Genomic DNA, 21,047 nt, shown 5'->3' on the forward strand with positions numbered 1-21,047 from the left:
GCCGCTGTGAGGCTCGCTCGCGCTCACGACGCGGCCAGTTCGGTGAGCGCCCGCACCGTGATGGCCCGGGTGAGTGGCACCTTGAAGCCGTTGTGTCGCAACGGGCGGGCCTCGGCCAGCTCCGCGTCGGCGGCTCGCGCGGCCAGCTCGGGGCTGAACGGACGGCCGCGCAGCTCCTGCTCGGCCCGGTGCGCCCGCCACGGCCGGTGCGCCACCGCCCCGTACGCCAACCGCACGTCGCGGACGGTGTCGCCGTCGAGGTCCAGCACCGCGGCCACCGAGCCGGCGGCGAAGGCGAACGAGGCCCGGTCGCGCACCTTGAGGTACGTCGAGCGGCGCGCGGCCGGCAGCGCCGGCAACCGGACGGCGGTGATCAGCGCGCCCCGGGCCAGTGTGGTCTCCCGTTCCGGGTGCGTGCCGGGGGAGCGGTACAGGGCGGTGATCGGGATGTCGCGGGGCCCGTCGGACTCGTACACCTGCACCACCGCATCGAGGGCGGTCAGCGCGACGGCCAGGTCGGACGGGTGGGTGGCGACGCACTGCTCGGACCAGTCAAACACCGCCAGGTCGCGGTTCTGGCCGTGCCGGGCGGCGCAACCGCTGCCCGGCTCCCGCTTGTTGCACGCCTTGCCGGTGTCCTGGAAGTAGACGCAGCGGGTGCGCTGCAACAGGTTGCCGCCGGTGGTGGCCATGTTGCGCAGCTGCCCGGAGGCGGCGGCGAGCAGGGCGCGGGCCAGCACCGGGTAGTCCCGGCGCACCACCGGGTGGGCCGCGAGGTCGCTGTTGCGGACCGTCGCGCCGATCCGCAGCCCCCCGTCGGGCAGCTCCTCGACGGTGTCCAGCGGGAGCCCGGTCACGTCCACCAGCACGTCGGGGCGCTGCACCCCGAGTTTCATCAGGTCCACCAGGTTGGTGCCGCCACCCAGGTAGGCGGCGTGCGGTTCCCCGCTGAGCACGGCGACGGCGTCGGCCACGTCGGCCGGCCGGTGGTAGCGGAACGCCTTCACGACGACGCCGCCGTCTCGCGCACGGCCGCGACGATGTGCGGGTACGCGGCGCAGCGGCACAGGTTGCCGGCCATCCGCTCGCGGATCTCCGCGTCGGACAGCTCGACACTCGCGCTCAGGTCGTCGGTGACCGCGCTGGGCCAGCCCCGGGCGACCTCGTCGAGCATGCCCCGGGCGGAGCAGAGCTGCCCCGGCGTGCAGTAGCCGCACTGGAACGCGTCGTGCGCGATGAACGCGGCCTGCAACGGGGACAGCTCGTCCGGCCCGGCCAGCCCTTCGACGCTGAGCACCGAGCGGCCGTCCACGGTGACCGCGAAGATCAGACAGCTCTTCACCCGGCGACCGTCGAGCAGCACCGTGCAGGAGCCGCACTGGCCGTGGTCGCAACCCTTCTTCGCCCCGGTCAGGCCGAGGTGTTCGCGCAGCGCGTCCAGCAGGGTGGTGCGGTTGTCGAGCGTCACCTCGTGTGGCGAGCCGTTGACCTCGAACGCCACCCGGGACGAGTGTCGGTCGTCGGTAGTCGTCGCGTTTGCGGGTCCGCCCTGCACCGGCCCAGAGTAGCTTTTTCGGTACAGCTCAGGGCGAATAACGCAAAGCCGTGGATCGGGATGCGGCCGGTGACCGCCGCCGACCTGCCGCGACCGGTCAGCGGCGGGTGAGCCAGCGGGGCAGCCCCTCACTCGTCACAGCGTGATAAGTGATCATGACGATGACGGCGATCAGGCCCAGCAGCGGGTTGACGAACCAGCCGAGCAGGCCGCCGAGCCCGTACAGGACGAGGCCGGTGATCGGTCGCAGCCGTTGCGCCCGCACGTACCCGGGGCTGACCCGGTGTTCGAGCAGCGCCGGGTGACGGTGCAGGTAGCCGAAGAACACCAGCCAGGGTGCCGACATCAACGCCGCGGAGAGCGCGTACAGGGCGACCGCCGCGCGCTGGTCGTCGATGTCGCCCCTGGTGAACGCCGACGCCAGCACGGCGGTGGGGAAGGGAATGATCACCGCGCCGAAGAGGACGCCGAGGTTGATCCAGCTCAGCGCGAGGGTGGTCCGGCGGATCAGGCGCAGCAACGCGTGGTGGTTGAGCCAGAGCACCCCGATGTAGACGAAGGACACCACGAAGGCGAGGTACGAGGGGCCCTCGTCGAGCAGGTCGGTCAGCAGCTCACCCTCGTGGTACTCCGGCACCCGCAGGTCGATGACGAGCAGCGTGATGACGATGGCGAAGACACCGTCGCTGAACGCCGCCATCCGCTCGGTGCCGGAAATCCGCCCGGTGGGCTCGGGCTGCTCGATCTCGTCGGGCGCTGCGGACATTGCCGCAGGCTAGCCACTCGGCGCGGCGGCCGGTGGCGCTTTCGCCCGACCGGGACAGGAACGGCCGCCCAGGGGCACCCCGGGCGGCCGTCGCGCTGCCCGCCGGTCAGGCCACCGGCGTCGCGGTGCCCGCCGCCCGAGCGAGCCGCTGGTGGGCGCGGATCATCTCGGCGTAGCGCAGACCGCTCGCCTTCACCGTCCGTCGCTGGGTGGTGTAGTCCACGTGCACCAGCCCGAAGCGCTTGTCATAGCCGTACGCCCACTCGAAGTTGTCGAGCAACGACCAGACGAAGTAGCCGTCCAGCGGCACGCCCCGGGCCACCGCCGACGCGCAGGCCGCCAGGTGCTGCTCCAGGTGGTCGGTGCGCTCCTTGTCCTCGACAGTCCCCTCGGCGGTGACCTCGTCCGGCCACGCCGAGCCGCTCTCGGTGACGATGATCCGGCCCGGCCGGTACTCCTCGTGCACGTCGACGAGCAGCCGCTCCAGCCCCGCCGGGTACACCTCCCAGCCCATCGCGGTCTCCACCGAACCGGGCACCGGCACCTGCTTCGCGTACGGTGCCGGGCCGGTCGGGTCGTCGACCACCAACTGCCGGAAGTAGTAGTTCACACCGAGGAAGTCCGTCGGCGTGGCGATCACCGTCAGGTCGTCGCCGCGTACCGGCGGTTCGACGCCGTAGGTGGCGATCATGTCGGCGGGGTAGCCGCGCCCGTGGATCGGGTCCAGCCACCACCTGTTGACGTGCCCGTCCGCCCGGCGGGCCGCCGCCACGTCCTCGGGTCGGTCGGTGGCCGCCTCGATCGGGCTGAGGTTGAGCACCAGGCCGACCGACGCCGGTCGGGCGGCGTTGGCCCGGATCGCCTGGGTGGCCAGCCCGTGCCCGAGCAGTACGTGGTGCGAGGCGTGCACCGCGCGGGTGAGGTCCCGCTCGCCGGGGGCCATCTTGCCCTCCAGGTGCCCGATCCAGCACACGCAGAGCGGCTCGTTCACCGTGTTCCAGTCGGCCACCCGGTCACCGAGGCGGGCGGCGACCACCGCCGCGTAGTCGGCGAACGCCTCGGCGGTGGCGCGCTCCGGCCAGCCACCGGAGTCCTGCAACGCCTGCGGCAGGTCCCAGTGGTAGAGCGTGACGAACGGCCGGATCCCGTCGGTCAGCAGCGTGTCGACGAGCCGGTCGTAGAAGTCCAGCCCGGCGGGGTTCACCCGCCCGACGCCGTCGGGCATCACCCGGGGCCAGGCCACCGAGAACCGGTACGCGTCCACGCCGAGTCGGCGCAGCAGCGCCAGGTCCTCCGGCCACCGGCGGTAGTGGTCGCAGGCCACCGCGCCGGTGTCGCCGTTGTCGACGGTGCCGGGGGTCGCCGAGAAGGTGTCCCAGATGGACGGTGCCCGGCCGTCGACGTCGACGGCCCCCTCGATCTGGTACGCCGCCGTGGCGACGCCCCAGAGGAAGTCGGGTGGCAGCTTGGACAGGTCGGGCACGGGACAGCTCTCCTCTGGGATTGACGTACTCACTTGACCGCGCCGGCGGTCAGGCCGGCGACGAAGTACCGCTGTAGGGCCAGGAACCCGACGACGACCGGGATGCTGACCACGAGCGAGGCGGCCATGATCTGGTTCCAGTAGACGTTGAACTGGGTGGAGTAGCCCTGCAGGCCGACGGCCAGGGTGCGGCTGCCCTCGTCGGTCATCACCGACGCGAAGAGCACCTCGCCCCAGGCGGTCATGAACGCGTACACGGTGACCGCGACGACGCCGGGCACGGCGGCCGGCAGGATGACCTGGAACAGGGTACGCAGCGGCCCGGCCCCGTCGACCTGCGCGGCCTCGTCCAGACCCCGGGGGATCGAGTCGAAGTAGCCGACCAGCATCCAGATCGAGAACGGCAACGAGAAGGTCAGGTACGTGATCACCAGGCCGGTACGGCTGGCGTACAGCTCGATGCCGGTCGCGTTGCCCAGGTTGACGTAGATGAGGAACAGCGGCAGCAGGAACAGGATGCCGGGGAACATCTGCGTGGACAGCACCGTCACGGTGAAGACGCCCCGGCCCCGGAACCGGTACCGGCTGACCGCGAACGCGGCGAAGATGGCGATCGCCACCGAGCAGACCGCCGCGATGCTCGACACCACCAGGCTGTTCACCAGGTACTTCGCCAGTGGCACGGTGCTCCACATGTCCACGAACGGTTGCAGCGTGGGCCGGCTGGGCCACCAGGTGAAGCCGTTCTGCACGTCCTGCAACGGCTTCGCGGCGGAGGTGACCATCACGTAGAGCGGGATGACGACGAACAGGGTGAGCAGGGTCAGCACGATGCGCCGGCCCCAGCGCTCACCGGCGGTCTCACGCATGATCGTCCCTCCGACGGTTGGTGATCAGCAGGTAGGCGGCCGAGACGATCATCAGGAACAGCAGCAGCGCCACGGACATGGCCGAGCCGGAGCCGAAGTCCCAGGTCTTGAAGGAACTGCGGTAGATGTGGATGGAGATCAGGTCGGCCTGCGCGGGGGCGGAGCCGCCGAAGAGCACGAACGGGGTGTTGAAGTCGTTGAACGTCCACAGGAACAGCACAAGCAGCAGCACCAGGTTCACCGGCCGCAGCATCGGCAGGGTGACCGAGCGCAGCCGCCGCCAGAACCCGGCACCGTCGATCGCTGCGGCCTCGTACAGCTCGCCCGGCACGTTCTGCAGCCCGGCCATCAGGCACAGGAACGCGAACGGCCAGTTACGCCACACCGACACCACGAGCAGCGAGGCGAAGCTGTTGTCGCCGATCAGCCAGAACGGCCGCTCGCCCAGCAGCCCGAGCTGGTCGACCAGGACGTGGTTGACCAGGCCGGTGTCGCGTTGCAGCAGAAAGCTCCAGGTGATCACCGCGGCGTAGACCGGCAGGGCGTACGGGGTGAGGAACAGTGCCCGCAGGATCGCCCGGCCCCGGAACGGCCGTTGCAGCACGACCGCCGCCGCGATGCCGAGCAGCCAGGCGAACCCGACCGACAGCAGGCTGTAGGCCAGGGTGACCCAGAAGGAGTGCAGCAGTTCCTTGCCGGCGGCGCTGTTCAGGTCGAGCGTCGCCCGGTAGTTCTCCCACCCCACGAAGGGCGCGGTGGACCAGTTGCGGATGTGGAACTGGGTGAGTTCCAGCAGGCTCATCCAGACCCCGACCACCATCGGGATCACGTGGATGGCGAGTTCCAGCACGATGGCCGGGGCGAGCAGCAGATACGGCAGGAGGGAGCGGCGCGGGCCGCGGGGCCGGCGGGCCGGCCCCCGGGCCGGTGACCCGGCCCGGGGTTCGCGCCGGTCGGCGTCCGGCGCGGTGGTGCTGGTTGCCATCGGGGTCCTCTCGGAGGCGGTGGCCGTGGCCAGGCTCAGCACCTGACCACGGCCACCGATGCCGCCTGGGTCAGCGCATCTTCTGCTGCGCGTCGGTCAGCTTCGCCTTCACCGACGCCTCGGTGACCGGCTTGCCGCTTGCCGCGTCCGCGAACAGCTCCTTCATCGCGGTGCCGACCAGGGTCTCGAAGGTGCTCTCCTCGGGCACCTGCGGCAGCGGGGCCGCCGTGGTGACCAGGGTCTCCTGGATGGTCTTCTGCTCGGTGGCGCTGAACGCCGGGTCGGAACCGGCGGTCTTCACCGCCGGCAGCGAGCCGTACGTCTTGTTGAGGATCGTCTGCTCCTCGTCGCTGGTCATGAACTTCACGAAGCTCAGCGCGCCGTCCTTGTTCTTCGTGTGCTTGAAGACCGCCATGTTGATCCCGGCGACCATGCTGTTGACCTTCTTGCCGCCGGCCGGCGGGTTGGCCAGGAACGGCACCGGGGCCACCCCGTACGCGTCGGCCGCCATGTTCTGCGTCTTCAGGTTCGAGCCGGCGGACTGCCACAGCAGCATGGCGGCCTTGCCGTTGGCGAAGTCCGAGACCGACTGGTTCTGCGCGTACTCCGCATTGCTCGGGTTGGTGATCTTGTCAGCGGCCATGAAGTCGATGTAGCGCTTGATCGCCGAGACGTTCTGCGGGGTGTCGAAGGTCGGCTTGCCGGCCGAGTCGAACCACTCGCCGCCGTACTGCTGGCTGAAGGTGAACGCGTGGTGGGCGTTCTCCGACGGGTTGGCCCCCTCGATGGCCAGGCCCCACTTGCCGCCGGTGCTGAGCTTCTTGCCGTCCTCGGCGAGCTGCTCCCAGGTGGTCGGCGGCGCGGTGATGCCGGCGTCGGCGAACATCTTCTTGTTGTAGTACAGGCTGTAGGCCATGCTGTAGAGCGGCACGGCGGCCGGCGGCTTGCCGGGGGCGCCGGCGGCGGCGAGCGCGGCGGGCACGATCCGGTCCTTGCCGCCGACGGCGGTCAGGGTGGCGTCGTCGAACTCGACAAGCGCGCCGGTGGCCTGCAACGACGCCGACCAGGTGTTGCCGATGTTCACCACGTCCGGGCCCTTGCCCGAGGTGGCGGCGGCGAGCAGCCGGTTGAGCAGGTCCGACCAGGGGACCACCTCGACGGTGACCTTGATCCCGGTCTGCTTCTCGAACTTGTCCAGCTCCGGCTGGAGCGTGGCCTTGTCGGCCTCCAGGCTGGCGCCCTGGTTGCTGGCCCAGTAGGTGAGCGTCTTGGGCGACGCGGCGGAGTCGTCGCCGCCGCCGCAGGCGGTCAGCGAGGCGGCGGCCAGTACGGCGGCGGTGAATATCCCGAGGTGTCGTCTCGACACGGGTCAGCCCTTCCGGTGCGTGGTGGGGGTCCGCCGGTGGTCGTCGCCGATAGGGGAGGGCGACGGGTGGCCGGCTGCGGACAGGGTTCGGGGGTGCGCCGTCGGGGTCCGTCGGCGTTTCCCGGGAGTTACATCACGGCTTAAATTATGTCGTCATTAAAGTTGCTGGCCGGTGGGTCGTCAAGCACGAGGCGGTTACAGTCGCTCGAACGGCCGACGGAAAACGAGGTGTCGAGTGGAGCTGGCGCGTGCCACCAACCGCAGCGTGCGGCTGCGCAACCGGTCCGCCCTGCTGACCAGGCTCTTCCTCGATGGTCCGCTCACCCGGCAGGACCTGGTGCGCAGCACCGGGCTGAGCCAGCCGGCGGTCAGCAACGTGGTGGCCGACCTGATCGACGAGGGGCTGGTCGCCGAGGCCGGGGCCGCCGAGTCCGACGGCGGCCGGCCCAGCATGCTGCTGCGGATCGCGCCCCGCTTCGCGTTCGTGGTCGGCGTGGACGTCGGCGAGACCCGGGTCCGGGTGGAGCTGTTCGACTTCGCGATGACCCTGCTGGCCAGCATCGAGTACCCACTCGATCCAGCCCGGACCGAGCCGGACCTGGTCGCCGGGCACGTGCTGGCCGGCATCGACGCGGTCACCGGTACGGCGCAGGTGGCCCCCGGCGACGTGCTCGGCGTCGGCATCGGCGTCTCGGGAGTCGTCGAGCAGGGCGTCGAGGCCGTCGTGCACGCCCAGGCCCTCGGCTGGGACCGGGTACCGCTGGAGCGGCTGATCGGTGCGGGCACCAACCTGCCGCTGCACATCGACAACGGCGCCAAGACCCTCGGCCAGGCCGAGATGTGGTTCGGCGCCGGCCGGGGCGCCCGGCACGCCGTCTTCGCGCTCGTCGGCTCCGGGGTGGGCGCGTCCGTGGTGACGAACGGCGCCACCTACCGGGGCGCGTCCAGCAGCGCGGGCGAGTGGGGGCACACCATCCTGGTGTACGGCGGCCGGTCCTGCCGGTGCGGCGCGCGTGGCTGCCTGGAGGCGTACGTGGGCGCGGAGGCGATCATCGACCGCTACCGGGAGGCACGGCGAGGTCGCCCGGTGCCCGGCGAAGATGAGGAGTCCCAGCTCGCCGCGCTGGTCGCCGCCGCCGACACCTCGGCGACCGCCCGGCGGGTGCTTGACGAGACCGCCGGCTACCTCGGCGCGGGCGTGGCCAACCTGATCAACCTGTTCAACCCGGAGCGGGTGGTGCTCGGCGGCTGGGCGGCGATGGCGCTCGGCGACCTGCTCCCGGCCGTCCGCGTGGCCGCCGGCCGGCAGGCGCTGCGCCAACCGTTCGAGCAGGCGTCGATCGAGCTGTGCCGCCTCGGCGTCGACGCGGTGGCGCTCGGCGCGGCCACGCTGCCGATCGCCCGCTTCCTCACCGAGGGCGGCGTCCGCCGCTGACCGCCCCGCCGAACGCTGACCGCCCCGCCGAACGCGGGTCGCCCCGCCGACATCGCCAGCCCAGCCCGACCCGCCCAACCCGACCCGCCCGACCCGACCCGACCCGCCCCGACCCGCCCGACCAGACCCGCCCCGTCCGGGCGTGATCGGGCGGTCGTGCGCTCATGATCGTGCTCGATCATGGTTGTAGTGGTCTCCGTTCGGGGGGAGGGTACTTCTTTCTGGTTCGAGCGCGATCTTGGGGTCAGAGCGATCTTGGCGTCAGCGGCCGGCGTCGCCGGGCCGGGGTGCGCCCCACGGGGCAGGTTCTTCGGCGAGTGTCAGGGGCGGCGGCGTGGCGGGGTGACGGGGTTGCGAGGGCGGAACTCGCACAAAAACGATTATCGGGATAAATAACGAAGTTATAGATCGATGTCTTGACGCCGCCGCAATCTCGCCGCAACACTCCTACGAGAGCGCTCTCCGACCCGCGGCGTCGCATCGGCGGCACCACCCACGGCACCACGGGGCGAGCCCGATCCCACCCTCACGGCTTCCGTAATCCCCTATCGACAGGCGATGTCATGACATCTCATGCAACATCCGTACGCCTGCGTCCCCGCCGGGTCGTTCGACACCTGCTCGTCGGGCTCACCGTGGCCCTGGTCGCGGCGCTCACGCCGACCGGGGCCAGCACCCCCGCGCAGGCCGCGCCCACCCTGCTCTCCCAGGGCCGTCCCGCCACCGCCTCGTCCACCGAGAACGCCGGCACCCCCGCCAGCGCCGCTGTGGACGGCAACACCGGCACCCGCTGGGCCAGCGCGTTCAGCGACCCGCAGTGGCTCCAGGTCGACCTGGGTGCCCGGGCCACCATCAGCCAGGTGAACCTGCTCTGGGAGGGCGCCTACGGGCGGGCCTTCCAGCTGCAGACCTCCGACGACGGCGCCACCTGGACCACTGTCTACTCGACCACCACCGGCACCGGCGGCACCCAGAACCTCACGGTCACCGGCGCCGGCCGCTACGTCCGTATGAACGGCACCGCCCGGGGCACCGGCTACGGCTACTCGCTCTGGGAGTTCCAGGTCTACGGCGAGACCGGCGGCAGCACGCCCACCTGCGGCAGCAGCAACGTCGCGCAGGGCAGCCCGGCGACCGCCTCGTCCACCGAGAACGCCGGCACCCCGGCCAGCGCCGCTGTCGACGGCAACACCGGCACCCGGTGGGCCAGCGCCGCCAGCGACCCGCAGTGGCTGCGCGTCGACCTGGGCAGCACCCGCACGATCTGCCGGGTGGTGCTCACCTGGGAGGCGGCGTACGCGCGGGCCTTCCAACTGCAGACCTCGACCGACGGCGCCACCTGGAGCACCATCTACTCGACCACCACCGGCACCGGCGGCACCCAGTCGCTGACCGTCACCGGCAACGGCCGCTACCTGCGGATGTACGGCACCACGCGGGGCACCGCCTACGGCTACTCGCTGTGGGAGTTGGCGGTGCACACCACCGGCGGGACCACCGAGCCGCCGGTCGACGGGACCGACCCGCGCAACCCGAACCTCGGGCCGAACACGTTCGTCTTCGACCCGAGTACGCCGACGTCGACAATCCAGAGCCGGCTGAACACCCTCTTCACCCAGCAGGAGACCAACCAGTTCGGCCCGCAGCGCTACGCGGTGCTGTTCAAGCCCGGCAGCTACACCGCCGACGTGAACCTCGGCTTCTTCACCCAGGTCGCCGGCCTCGGCATGAGCCCGGACGACGTCAACCTCAACGGCCACGTCCGCACCGAGGCGTTCTGGATGGGGGGCAACGCCACCCAGAACTTCTGGCGGGCCGCCGAGAACCTCTCGGTCACCCTGCCCGCCGGGCAGACAGTGGAACGGTGGGCGGTGTCCCAGGCCGCGCCGTACCGGCGGATGCACCTGCGCGGCGGGCAGAACCAGATCCAGCTCTGGAACGGCGGCGACGGCTGGTCGAGCGGTGGCCTGCTGGCCGACACCCGCGTCGACGGCCTGGTCGTCTCCGGCTCGCAGCAGCAGTGGTACTCCCGCAACAGCGAGTTCGGCAACGGTTGGACCGGCTCGGTGTGGAACATGGTCTTCCAGGGCGTCGTCGGTGCTCCCGCGCCGAGCTTCCCCAACCCGTCGCACACCGTCATCGCGCAGACCCCGCAGGTCCGCGAGAAGCCGTTCCTGTACGTCGACGGCACCGGCGAGTACCGGGTGTTCGTGCCGGCGCTGCGTACCAACTCGACAGGCACCAGCTGGTACAACAAGACCCCGGCCGGCTCGTCCATCTCGCTGTCGCAGTTCTTCGTCGTCCAGGCCGGCACCAGCGCCGCCACCATCAACGCGGCCCTCGCCCAGGGCAAGCACCTGCTCTTCACCCCGGGCGTGCACCACGTCACCGAGCCGATCCAGGTCAACCGGGCCGACACCGTGGTCCTCGGCCTCGGCCTGGCCACCATCCAGGCCGACAACGGCAGCGTCGCCATGCGGGTGGCCGATGTGGACGGTGTCAAGGTCGCCGGCCTGATGTTCGAGGCCGGCACTACCAACTCGCCGGTGCTGATGGAGGTGGGGCCGTCCGGATCGTCGGCGAGCCACGCCAGCAACCCGACCTCGCTGCACGACGTGTTCTTCCGCATCGGCGGGCCACACGTCGGCAAGGCCACCAACACGCTTACCGTCAACAGCGACAACGTGATCGGTGACCACATGTGGTTGTGGCGGGCCGACCACGCCGCCAGCGGCGTACCGACCGGGTGGACGCTGAACACCGCCGACACCGGGCTCACCGTCAACGGCGACAACGTCACCATGTACGGCCTCTTCGTCGAGCACTACCAGAAGTACCAGACCGTCTGGAACGGCAACGGCGGCCGGACGTACTTCTACCAGAACGAGCTGCCGTACGACCCGCCCAACCAGGCGGCTTGGATGAACGGGTCGACCCGGGGTTACGCCGCGTACAAGGTCGCCGACTCGGTGACCAGTCACCAGGCGTTCGGGCTGGGCAGCTACAGCTACTTCAACGTCAACCCAGCGGTGGTCGAGGAGCGGTCCTTCGAGGTGCCGACCAATTCGAACGTGCGCTTCACCAACATGGTCACCGTCTCGCTCGGTGGCGTCGGCACCATCAACCGGGTGATCAACAACGCCGGTGGCACCGCGAACGCGGCCAACCAGACGGTGTACCTGACCACCTACCCCTGACCGGGGCGCCCGCGCCTACCCGGTCGTCTCATCGGACCGGGCCGGCCGGGTCGCACCCAGGGCCGAGGCCGGCCCGGTCCCGCCGAGACCGGGCCGGCCACGGTCGTTGCGGTCTCAACCGGTGGCAAGTACCTCGGCCGCCGCCCGCTCACCGGCGCGCACCGCGCCCTCCAGGTAGCCGCTCCACCGGGTCGCCGTCTCGGTACCCGCCCAGTACACCCGCCCGACCGGCGCACGCAGGTGCGGACCGTACGTCCGCCACGTGCCCGGGGTGAGCGCACCGGAGAAACAGCCCCGCGTCCACTCCTCGGCCGACCAGTCGTACTCGATCAGGTCCACCGGCTCACCGACTCGCGGCCCGACCACCGTGGCGAACGCGTCCAGCAGGCACCGCCGCCGCCGCTCGGGCGACATCCCGCGCAGCGCGGCGGCGTCCGAGGCGTAACTGAACCCGGTCAACACCCCGAGGGGCGAGGTCGGGGTGGAGTTGTCGACCGTCTCGGTGAGCGGACCGGTGGTGCTTGTGGACACCCCGGAGAGCCCGTCGGCACGCCAGAACGGCTCCGGGTAGACGGCGTGCACCTTCAGCGCCGAACCCATCGGCATGCGCTGGGTCAACCCGTCGCGCGCTGCGGGCAGTGGCGGGTCGTACCGAATCCGACCCGCCAGCGCCGGGGGCAGCGCGACCACCAGGGCGTCGCCGTTCACCCGCCCGGTGTCGGTCCACGCGGTCACCCCGTCGACGTTCTGTTCCACGGCCCGCACCGGCGCGGCCAGGGTCAGCGCCCCCGGCGGCAGTGCGGCGGCCATCCGCTCGGCCAGCGCCGGCGGCCCGCCCACGATCCGGTCCTGCTGCGCGCCGCCGGCCATCCCCAGCAGGAGCCCCGTCCCGCCGGCGCTGCGCAGGTAGAACAGCAGGTGCAACAACGACACCTCGTCCGCGCCGGTGGCCAGTAGCCCGCCGGCGAGCAGCCGCCCCAGGTAGTCGGCGGTGTCGTCGTCCCCGGCCGTGGTGGCGAGCCACCCGCCGAGGGTCGTGCGGTCCCACCGGGCGGCCTCCGGCGTCGCCCAGGGCTCGGCCGGGTCCACCCGCGCGGCGTACTCGTCGAGCAGGCCGAGCACCCGGCCGACCTGCGCTGGCGGCTCGGCCCGGCGCTTACCGGCCCAGAGCACTGTGGGCCCGCCTACCGAGGCCGAGGCGAAGGTGGCCAGCCCGTGTTCGGCGACAAGCGCGTACATCCGGTCCTGGGTCGGGCCGATCCACTGCGCGCCCAGGTCCAGTTGCGTGAGCTCGGGCAGCCACCGGGTCAGCACCCGCCCGCCCACCCGGTCGCGGGCCTCCAACACCCGCACCTGGGCGCCGGCGCGGGTGAGCGCCAGCGCGGCCGCCAGACCGGAGAAGCCGGCGCCGACCACGACCACGCGGAAGCCGTCGACCACACCGGGTTCTACCCACAACCGTCGCCGGTATGGCTGTCGGCTCCGGTCCCGGCACCGGCGGACACCACCCCTGTCCTTCGTCAACACCGGGTCGGGTCGGGCGCCGAGAATCTTCTGCCGGCCTGTCGATTGGGGCGGCGGCCGATCGTATGGAGGATGAGAGGTCGGCGAGCGGCCGGCCGCCCCGCGAGGAGGAACGATGACGTTGTACCTGCTCAGCATGCACCAGCCCGAGGGAGAGCTGCCGGAGCCGGAGTTTCTGGCCGGGGTGATGCGTCAGCTCGGCGAGCTGCGCGACGAGCTGGCGTCGACCGGGTCGTGGGTCTTCGGGCAGGGCCTGCACGGCCCGGAGAGCGCCACCGTGCTTCGTCCCCGCGACGGTGAGGTGCTGATCACCGACGGACCGTTCGTGGAGGGCAAGGAATACCTCGGCGGCATCACCATCATCGACGTGCCGGACCTGGACGTCGCCCTGCACTGGGGTCGCCGTTACGCGCTGGCCACCACCCTGCCGATCGAGGTGCGCCCCTTCCAGGGCGGGGCCGGCGACTGAGCGTGTCCGACGTGGAGGCGGTGTTCCGCGCGGAGTACGGCCGCGCGGTCGCCGTCCTGGTGCGCCTCCTCGGCGACATCGACCTCGCCGAGGAGGCCGTCCAGGAGGCATTCGTCATCGCGGTGCGGCGCTGGCCGTGCAGCGGCCCGCCGCCCAGCCCGGCTGGTTGGATCATCACCACCGCCCGCAACCAGGCCATCGACCGGCTGCGGCGGGAGGCGTCCCGGGCCGGCCGGCACGCCGAGGCGGCCCTGCTGTTCGCCGCCGACGCACCCGTCGAGGAGGGACCTGTGCACGACGACCAGCTGCGGCTGATCTTCACCTGCTGCCATCCGGCGCTCGCCCCGAGCGCCCGGGTCGCCCTCACCCTGCGGCTGCTCGGCGGCCTGAGCACCGCCGAGATCGCCCGAGCCTTCCTGGTGCCCGAGCCGACGATGGCGCAGCGGCTGGTCCGCGCCAAGTCGAAGATCCGCAACGCGGGGATCCCGTACCGGGTGCCCCGCGACGCCGACCTGCCCGACCGGCTGCCCGGCGTCCTCGCGGTCCTCTACCTGATCTTCAATGAGGGGTACACGGCCAGCGGCGGCCCGCACCTGGTCCGCGTCGAGCTGTGCGCCGAGGCGATCCGGCTGGCCCGGTTGCTGGTCGCGCTGATGCCGGACGAGCCGGAGGCGGTCGGCCTGCTCGCGCTGATGCTGCTCACCGAGTCCCGCCGTGCCGCGCGAACCACCACCGTCGGCGACCTGGTGCCGTTGCCCCGGCAGGACCGAGGGCGCTGGGACGCCGAGCTGATCGCCGAGGGCCAGGCGCTGGTCCGCCGCTGCCTGCGCCGCGACCGGCCCGGCCCGTACCAGATCCAGTCCGCGATCGCCGCCGTGCACAGCGTCGCGAGGAGCGCCGCCGACACCGACTGGGCCCAGATCCTTCAGCTGTACGACCAGCTGAGCGTGGTCGCCCCCAGCCCGGTGGTGGCGCTGAACCGGGCCGTCGCGCTCGCCGAGGTGTCCGGTGCGGCGATCGCGCTGGCCGAGGTGGACCGCCTCGACCTGGTTGCCTTCCACGTCTACCACGTGGTCCGCGCCGACCTGCTGGCCCGGCTCGGTCGGGGCGGGGAGGCCGTCGAGGCGTACCGGACGGCCGTCGCCCTGACGGACAACGCGGCCGAACGGGCCTTTCTCGCCGCGCGCGCGGCGGACCTGGCGACGCCCTGACCGGGCGTTTGCCGCAGGGGTGGTCGGGAACCCGAGGCACCGGCCGCCGCAGGGGATGGGGGAGGGGTCATGGCGTACCGTTCGACCGCCGTCGACACCGCGCCCGACCTGTCCACCCTCACACTCGGCGTGGAGGAGGAGTTCCTGCTGCTCGATCCGGACAGCGGGCGCAACCTGCCGGTGGCCGACCAGGTGCTGGCCGCGCTGCGCGGCCCCGCCCGGGACCAGAGCCGCCAGGAGTTCCGGCACAGCATGGTGGAGATGGTCACGCCGGTCTGCGCCGACCTCAACGAGCTGCGCAGGCACCTGGTGTCGCTGCGGCACTTCGCCGCCGAGGCCGCCGCGGCGGCCGGTGCCCGACTGGTGGCCGTCGGCGCCACCCCGGTGGCCGAGCCGCACCTGACCGTCCCCGACGAGCCGCGCTACCACGCGATGTCGCGCCGGTACGGCCCGGTGGCGCACGACCCGGCGGTCTGCGGCTGCCACGTGCACGTCGGGCTGCCCGACCGGGAGCTGGCCGTGCAGGTCTGCAACCACCTCCGCACCTGGCTGCCGGTGATCCAGGCGATCACCACCAACTCACCGCTGCACGACGGGCACGACACCGGCCACGCCAGTTGGCGGTCGATGCAGCTGGAACGTTGGCCCAGCATCGGTCCGACACCGTACTTCGACTCCGCGGCCGACTACGACCGGACCGTTGACCAGCTGATCGCCGCCGGCATCATGCTCGACGCCGCGATGGTCTACTGGTACGCCCGGCCGTCGTCGGCCTACCCGACGGTGGAGGTGCGGGTGGGTGACGTCTGCTCCGACGTGGACGACGCGGTGCTGGTCGCCGCGCTGGTCCGGTCCCTGGTCGCCACCCTCGCCGACGACGTGCGCGCCGGGGTGACGGCGCCGCCCACCCGCGACTGTCTGGTCGCCGCCGCGCACTGGCGGGCCGCCCACCACGGTCTCGACGGCGAGTTGATCGACCTGCGCGCCGGCGGGACCCGGCCGGCCTGGGCGCTCGTCGACGAGTTGATGGCGGTGATCGCTCCGGCCCTGCTGCGCCACGGCGACCTGGGGTACGTGTTGGCGCAGCTGGCCCGGCTGCGCCGCGACGGCACCGGCGCGACCCGGCAACGCCGGGTGTTGGAGCGTACCGGTGACCTGTGCGCCGTCCTCGACGACCTGGCCGCTCGCACGGCCGCCAGGTGATCGGGCGGCGTTCACCGGATGTCGTGGGTCTGTAACCACAGCTCCAGCAGGCCGAGCTGCCACAGCTTGTTGCTGCCGGCCGCCGCCTCGGCCCGGTCCGGCTCGGCGAGCAGGCGGGCCACGTACTCCGGGCGGAACAGCCCGCGCTCCCGCGCGGCGGGCGCCTGCAACGCCTCGGCGACCAGCTCGCGCACCGGGCCGTCCACGTTGCGCAGCGCCGGCACCGGGAAGTAGCCCTTGGGGCGGTCGATCACCTCGGCGGGCAGCACTTCCCGGGCGACCTCCTTCAGCACGCCCTTGCCGCCCTGGCCGACCTTGTGTGCCGGCGGGCAGTGCGCGGCCAGGGTGACCAGGTCCTGGTCCAGGAAGGGCGTACGCACCTCCAGGCCCCACGCCATGCTCATGCTGTCCACCCGCTTGACCGGGTCGTCGGGGAGCATCAGGTGGGTGTCCAGCCGCAGCACGGCGTCCAACGCGGTCTGCGCCCCGGGCGCGGCGAGGTGCCCGGTGAGCAGCTCCCGGCTGGCGTCGTGCTCCAGCGCGTACGCCGGGCCGACGATGGCGCGCAGCTCGTCGTGGTCGCGGTCGAAGAAGGCGGCGGCGAACGTCTCGGCGGCGCTGTGCCGGGGCGCCTCGGTGAGCGGCTGGTGGTAGCCGTAGCCGGCGAACACCTCGTCGGCGCCCTGCCCGGACTGGGCCACCTTCACATGCCGTGCCACCTGCTCGGAGAGCAGATGGAAGGCGACCACGTCGTGGCTGCCCATCGGTTCGGTCATCGCGTGCACGGCACGTCGTACCGCCGGCACCAGATCGTCGTCGGCCAGCCGGATCCGGTGGTGGTCGGTGTCGTACGCGCGGGCCACCAGGTCGGAGTAGTGGAACTCGTCGCCGGACTCGCCGTCGCGGCTGTCGAAGCCGATGCTGAACGTGCGCAGCTGCCGCTGGCCGGCTTCGGCGAGCAGCGCCACGATGAGGCTGGAGTCCAGGCCGCCGGAGAGCAGCACCCCGACCGGTACGTCCGCGACCAGCCGTCGGCGTACCGCCGTGCGCAGCGCGTCCCCGATCGCGGCCCGCCAGTCGGCGGCGTCCATCCCCGCGTCGGCGGGCTCCCGCACGTAGTCGGGGCGCCAGTACACCTCCTCGCGGCTGCGCCCGTCCGCCTCGATCACCCGCACTGTGGCCGGCGGCAGTTTGCGCACCCCGCGCAGCACCGTCCGGGGCGCGGGCACGATGGAGTGCCAGGACAGGTAGTGGTGCAGCGCCACCGGATCGATACCGGTGTCCACGTCGCCGGCCCGTAACAGCGCGGGCAGGGTGGAGGCGAACCGCAGCCGCCCCGGTGACTCGGCGAGATAGAGCGGTTTGATGCCGAGCCGGTCGCGGGCCAGGATCAGCCGCCGCCGCGTCCGGTCGACAAGCCCGATCGCGAACATGCCGACCAGGTGGTCGACGAAGCGTTCACCCCAGTGCGCGTACGCGACCAGGATCACCTCGGTGTCACTTGTGGATCCGAAGGCGTACCCGGCGTTCTGCAACTCCTCGCGCAGTTCCGGGTAGTTGTAGACACAGCCGTTGAAGACCAGCGCCAGGCCGAGGTCGTCGCGGACCATCGGCTGCCCGCCCGCGTCGGACAGGTCGATGATGGTCAGCCGGCGGTGCCCGAGGGTCACCCAGCCGGCGGCGTACAGGCCCTCGTCGTCCGGGCCGCGTGAGCGCATCGCCTCGGTCATCCGGGTGACCGCCGCCGCGTCCGGCGACCGCCCGTCGAAGCGGGCCTCCCCGCTGATCCCGCACATCAGGCGGCGCGGTGCTGGTCCAGGGCAGACATGGCCCCTCCTGTCAGGTCTCCCCGACTGGTGGTGGCGGGGCCCGCGGTGGGAACGGGGCCGCTGGCTACCCGGGCAGCGGGCGGGCAAACGCGCAGGTGATCCCGCGTGTGTGGCTCAGCCGCGCAGGGTGCGCAGGATGCGGACCAGCTCGGCGCGGTCGGCGTCGGAGAGGTGGCCGAAGAAGCGGTCCGCCTCGGCCCGGCGGGCCGCCCGGATGGCGGTGCTGACCCGGCTGCCCTCCTCGGTGAGCGCGACGAGGGTGGCCCGCCGGTCGGCCGGATCGGGTCGACGTTCGACGAGCCCACGGGTCTGGAGGTCGTCGACGACCTCGGTCGCCGAGCGGGGTGCGATGCGCAGGTGCTCGGCGAGCGTGCCGGGGCGTACCTCGCCGTGCCGAGCCAGCACGCCGAGCGCCCGGGACTGGCTGGGGGTGATGTCCCAGGGCGCCAACGACTCGCGGGTCTGTCGGCGCAGACGGGACGCCACCGCCCAGAACGTCTCCGCCAGGCTCTCGTCGTCGGCGCTCGTGGAGGTGTGCTCGGTCACGGGAATACCGTAGCAGCAGATACGGTTGTTCCCTCATGTTGAGGTAACCTCAGTAATTTCTCCGATCGAAGGGCAGTGCTCCTTGGAACCCACCCCCATGGGCCGCGACCGTGGCCACCGCACCGTCAGCGCCGAAGAGAAGACCCAGGCCCGCCAGGTGTCGCTGCGGCGCATCGGCCGGCTGTTCACCCCCCACCGGCCCGCGCTGGCCGTGGTCACCGTGATCATCGTGCTCTCCTCGATCATCGCGATGGCCAGCCCGTTCTTGCTGCGCGCCGTGATCGACAGGGCCCTGCCGCAGGGTGACGTGACCCTGCTGGTCTGGCTGGTCCTGGGCATGGTCGCCGTCGCGGCCGTGACCTCCGTCCTCGGCGTCGTGCAGACCTGGATCTCCACCGAGGTCGGGCAGCGGGTCATGCACCGGCTGCGCACCGACGTCTTCAGCCACCTGCAACGCCAGTCGTTGGGCTTCTTCACCCGCACCCGCACCGGCGAGGTGCAGTCCCGGATCACCAACGACATCGGTGGCATGCAGTCGGTGGTCACCTCGACCGCCACCGCCGTCGCGGCCAACCTCACCACTGTGGTCGCCACCGCCGTGGCGATGGTCGCGCTCTCCTGGCAGCTCTCCCTGGTCTCGCTCGTGGTGCTGCCACCGGCGATCTGGCTGACCCGCCGGGTCGCCCGGATGCGCCGCGAGATCACCGACCAGCGCCAGCGCGAACTCGCCGACCTCAACGTCACAGTCGAGGAGGGGCTGTCGGTGAGCGGCGTGCAGCTCGCCAAGACCCTCGGCACCGGGCCCGCGCTCATCGACCGGTTCACCGCCTCCTCGGCGCGGCTCGTCGACCTGGAACTGCGCAGCGAGCTGGCCGGCCGCTGGCGGATGGCCTCGATGAGCGTCATCTTCGCCGCCGTACCGGCGGTCATCTACCTCGCCGCCGGGCTGCCGGGCACCGCCGGCACCCTGAGCATCGGCACCCTTGTCGCGTTCACCGCCCTGCAGGGCGGCCTGTTCCGGCCGCTGATGGGCCTGCTCAACGTGGGCGTCTCGCTCACCGCGTCACTGGCGCTCTTCGCCCGGATCTTCGAATACCTCGACCTGCCGGTCGACGTGGCCGACCCCGCCGAGCCGGTCCGCCTCGACCCCGCCCGGGTCCGCGGCCACCTGCGCCTGGAGGACGTCACCTTCGGCTATCCGGGCAGTGACACCGCCGCCCTCGCCGGCATCACCCTCGACGTGCCCGCCGGCACCAGCCTCGCCCTGGTCGGCGAGACCGGCTCCGGCAAGAGCACCCTCGCCGGACTGGTCAGCCGCCTGCACGACCCGACCGCCGGTCGGCTCACCGTCGACGGTGTCGACCTGCGCGACCTGCGCCTGGTCGACCTGGCCGCGATCGTCGGCGTGGTCAGCCAGGAGACGTACCTGCTGCACACCACCGTCCGGGAAAACCTGCGCTACGCGCGGCCGGACGCCACCGACGCCGAGATCGAGGACGCCGCTCGCGCCGCCCAGATCCACGACCTGATCGACGGCCTGCCCGACGGGTACGACACGGTGGTCGGCTCCCGCGGCCACCGCTTCTCCGGCGGTGAGAAGCAGCGGCTCGCCATCGCCCGTACGCTGCTGCGCGACCCGCGCATCCTGGTCCTCGACGAGGCCACCAGCGCGCTGGACACCGAGACCGAGCGGGCGGTGCAGCGGGCCTTCGACGTGCTCGCCGAGGGACGTACCACGATCACCATCGCCCACCGGCTGTCCACGGTGCGTCACGCCGACCAGATCGCGGTGCTCGACCACGGTCGGATCGTCGAGGCCGGCACCCACGACAGCCTGCTGGACCGCAACGGCCGCTACGCCACGCTGGCCGCCTGAACCGACATCGCCCGGTACAAAGCGGGGCATAGAGCATTATGAGAGGGTGAATGCCCAGGGCGTCGCGCCACCACTGACCCGTCAACCGGGCCGGCTGGTGTCCTTCAGCGACGGAGTCTTCGCCATCGCCGTGACGCTGCTCGTGCTGGAGATCCAACCGCCACCGGACTTCGGGCACCTCCTCCGTGGCCTCGGCACGCTCTGGTCGTCGTACCTGGCGTACGCGCTGAGCTTCCTGCTCATCGGGCAGGTGTGGGTCAACCACCACGTCATGTTCGACTACGTCCGACACGTCGACCGGGGCGTCCTGTTCCTCAACACGGTGCTGCTGATGGTCATCGCGTTCCTGCCGTTCTCCACGTCGCTGCTCGCCGGGGCGCTGCGCGCGGAGCAGGGGCTGCGGACCGCTGTCCTCGTCTACGGCGGCACACTGTGGATGGCAGCGGCCCTGTTCAACATCATCTGGCGCTACCTGCGCCACGCCGCCCTGCTGGCCGCCACCCTCGGGGCCTTCGGCGTCCGGACCATCGGCCGCCGGTTCGCGCTCGCGCTGCTCTGGATCGGCTCCGGCATCATCGCCGGCGCGTTCGTACCGATCGCGGGAGTCGCCATCATCGCCGGCTTCCTGCCCGCCTACTACCTGCCCATCCGGGGCGAGTACGGCGAGCACGCCCCGGCCACCGACCAGGCCGCATAGCCCCGCCGCTGGCCGTGCGCCCGGTGCCGCGTCGAG

Annotated in this window: 17 protein-coding genes; 7 read left to right on the forward strand and 10 right to left on the reverse strand. The window is 71.8% G+C overall.

Annotated features, from left to right (window positions below; genetic code table 11):
• Positions 1 to 23 precede the first annotated feature (23 nt).
• The 7 genes from AB0B85_RS20460 to AB0B85_RS20490 all read right to left on the reverse strand — a co-directional run bounded on the left by AB0B85_RS20460 (position 24) and on the right by AB0B85_RS20490 (position 7,024).
• On the reverse strand, positions 24 to 1,007 hold the full coding sequence (locus AB0B85_RS20460) for a xanthine dehydrogenase family protein subunit M (RefSeq protein WP_357409501.1): 984 nt from the start codon (positions 1,005 to 1,007) through the stop codon (positions 24 to 26).
• Positions 1,004 to 1,501: a 2Fe-2S iron-sulfur cluster-binding protein gene (locus AB0B85_RS20465; RefSeq protein ID WP_357409609.1), complete on the reverse strand. Its 498-nt coding sequence runs from the start codon at positions 1,499 to 1,501 to the stop codon at positions 1,004 to 1,006. The genes AB0B85_RS20460 and AB0B85_RS20465 overlap by 4 nt, the downstream gene beginning before the upstream one ends.
• A 151-nt stretch (positions 1,502 to 1,652) precedes the next feature.
• Positions 1,653 to 2,321 (reverse strand): TMEM175 family protein, encoded by a 669-nt coding sequence (locus tag AB0B85_RS20470; RefSeq protein ID WP_357409503.1) that lies wholly within the window; start codon positions 2,319 to 2,321, stop codon positions 1,653 to 1,655.
• Between the two features lie 106 nt (positions 2,322 to 2,427).
• Entirely contained in the window at positions 2,428 to 3,804 is a 1,377-nt protein-coding gene (locus tag AB0B85_RS20475) for a GH1 family beta-glucosidase (RefSeq protein ID WP_357409505.1), read from the reverse strand.
• A 29-nt stretch (positions 3,805 to 3,833) separates the two neighbouring features.
• Complete coding sequence (locus AB0B85_RS20480; protein ID WP_357409507.1) at positions 3,834 to 4,673, reverse strand: carbohydrate ABC transporter permease; 840 nt, start codon at positions 4,671 to 4,673, stop codon at positions 3,834 to 3,836.
• Entirely contained in the window at positions 4,666 to 5,658 is a 993-nt protein-coding gene (locus AB0B85_RS20485) for a sugar ABC transporter permease (protein ID WP_357409509.1), read from the reverse strand. Before AB0B85_RS20485 ends, AB0B85_RS20480 begins: the two co-directional genes overlap by 8 nt.
• 70 nt (positions 5,659 to 5,728) lie before the next feature.
• The gene (locus AB0B85_RS20490) at positions 5,729 to 7,024 is read right to left on the reverse strand and encodes a sugar ABC transporter substrate-binding protein (protein ID WP_357409511.1); all 1,296 of its coding nucleotides are present in this window, start codon (positions 7,022 to 7,024) and stop codon (positions 5,729 to 5,731) included.
• 235 nt (positions 7,025 to 7,259) lie between these two features.
• Here AB0B85_RS20490 and AB0B85_RS20495 point away from each other — a divergent pair, with 235 nt between their 5' ends.
• Together AB0B85_RS20495 and AB0B85_RS20500 are read left to right on the forward strand one after the other, a co-directional pair.
• Complete coding sequence (locus tag AB0B85_RS20495; protein WP_357409513.1) at positions 7,260 to 8,459, forward strand: ROK family transcriptional regulator; 1,200 nt, start codon at positions 7,260 to 7,262, stop codon at positions 8,457 to 8,459.
• A 563-nt stretch (positions 8,460 to 9,022) separates the two neighbouring features.
• Complete coding sequence (locus tag AB0B85_RS20500) at positions 9,023 to 11,656, forward strand: discoidin domain-containing protein (RefSeq protein WP_357409515.1); 2,634 nt, start codon at positions 9,023 to 9,025, stop codon at positions 11,654 to 11,656.
• 114 nt (positions 11,657 to 11,770) lie between these two features.
• Here the strand turns inward: AB0B85_RS20500 and AB0B85_RS20505 are convergent, their stop codons facing one another.
• A complete protein-coding gene (locus tag AB0B85_RS20505) occupies positions 11,771 to 13,114 on the reverse strand; it encodes an FAD-dependent oxidoreductase (protein ID WP_357409518.1) in 1,344 nt (447 codons plus the stop codon).
• 181 nt (positions 13,115 to 13,295) lie between these two features.
• On the opposite strand from AB0B85_RS20505, the gene AB0B85_RS20510 reads away from it, so the two are divergent.
• The 3 genes from AB0B85_RS20510 to AB0B85_RS20520 all read left to right on the forward strand — a co-directional run bounded on the left by AB0B85_RS20510 (position 13,296) and on the right by AB0B85_RS20520 (position 16,063).
• Positions 13,296 to 13,649 carry a YciI family protein gene (locus AB0B85_RS20510; protein WP_357409520.1) on the forward strand — a complete coding sequence of 118 codons (354 nt, stop codon included), beginning with the start codon at positions 13,296 to 13,298 and terminating at the stop codon, positions 13,647 to 13,649.
• A 2-nt stretch (positions 13,650 to 13,651) separates the two neighbouring features.
• A complete protein-coding gene (locus tag AB0B85_RS20515) occupies positions 13,652 to 14,860 on the forward strand; it encodes an RNA polymerase sigma factor (RefSeq protein WP_357409522.1) in 1,209 nt (402 codons plus the stop codon).
• A 69-nt stretch (positions 14,861 to 14,929) separates the two neighbouring features.
• Entirely contained in the window at positions 14,930 to 16,063 is a 1,134-nt protein-coding gene (locus AB0B85_RS20520; protein ID WP_357409524.1) for a glutamate--cysteine ligase, read from the forward strand.
• 11 nt (positions 16,064 to 16,074) lie between these two features.
• On the opposite strand, the gene AB0B85_RS20525 is transcribed toward AB0B85_RS20520, so the two are convergent.
• Together AB0B85_RS20525 and AB0B85_RS20530 are read right to left on the reverse strand one after the other, a co-directional pair.
• Positions 16,075 to 17,859 carry an N-acetylglutaminylglutamine amidotransferase gene (locus tag AB0B85_RS20525; RefSeq protein ID WP_357409526.1) on the reverse strand — a complete coding sequence of 595 codons (1,785 nt, stop codon included), beginning with the start codon at positions 17,857 to 17,859 and terminating at the stop codon, positions 16,075 to 16,077.
• Between the two features lie 147 nt (positions 17,860 to 18,006).
• The gene (locus tag AB0B85_RS20530; protein WP_357409528.1) at positions 18,007 to 18,438 is read right to left on the reverse strand and encodes a MarR family winged helix-turn-helix transcriptional regulator; all 432 of its coding nucleotides are present in this window, start codon (positions 18,436 to 18,438) and stop codon (positions 18,007 to 18,009) included.
• 97 nt (positions 18,439 to 18,535) lie between these two features.
• Between AB0B85_RS20530 and AB0B85_RS20535 the strand changes: the two genes are divergently transcribed.
• Together AB0B85_RS20535 and AB0B85_RS20540 are read left to right on the forward strand one after the other, a co-directional pair.
• Positions 18,536 to 20,314 carry an ABC transporter ATP-binding protein gene (locus tag AB0B85_RS20535; RefSeq protein ID WP_357409611.1) on the forward strand — a complete coding sequence of 593 codons (1,779 nt, stop codon included), beginning with the start codon at positions 18,536 to 18,538 and terminating at the stop codon, positions 20,312 to 20,314.
• 46 nt (positions 20,315 to 20,360) lie between these two features.
• Positions 20,361 to 21,011 carry a TMEM175 family protein gene (locus tag AB0B85_RS20540; RefSeq protein ID WP_357409530.1) on the forward strand — a complete coding sequence of 217 codons (651 nt, stop codon included), beginning with the start codon at positions 20,361 to 20,363 and terminating at the stop codon, positions 21,009 to 21,011.
• The last annotated feature ends 36 nt before the right edge of the window (positions 21,012 to 21,047 follow it).

It is taken from the genome of Micromonospora sp. NPDC049044 (assembly GCF_040649215.1).
Lineage (GTDB): Bacteria > Actinomycetota > Actinomycetes > Mycobacteriales > Micromonosporaceae > Micromonospora.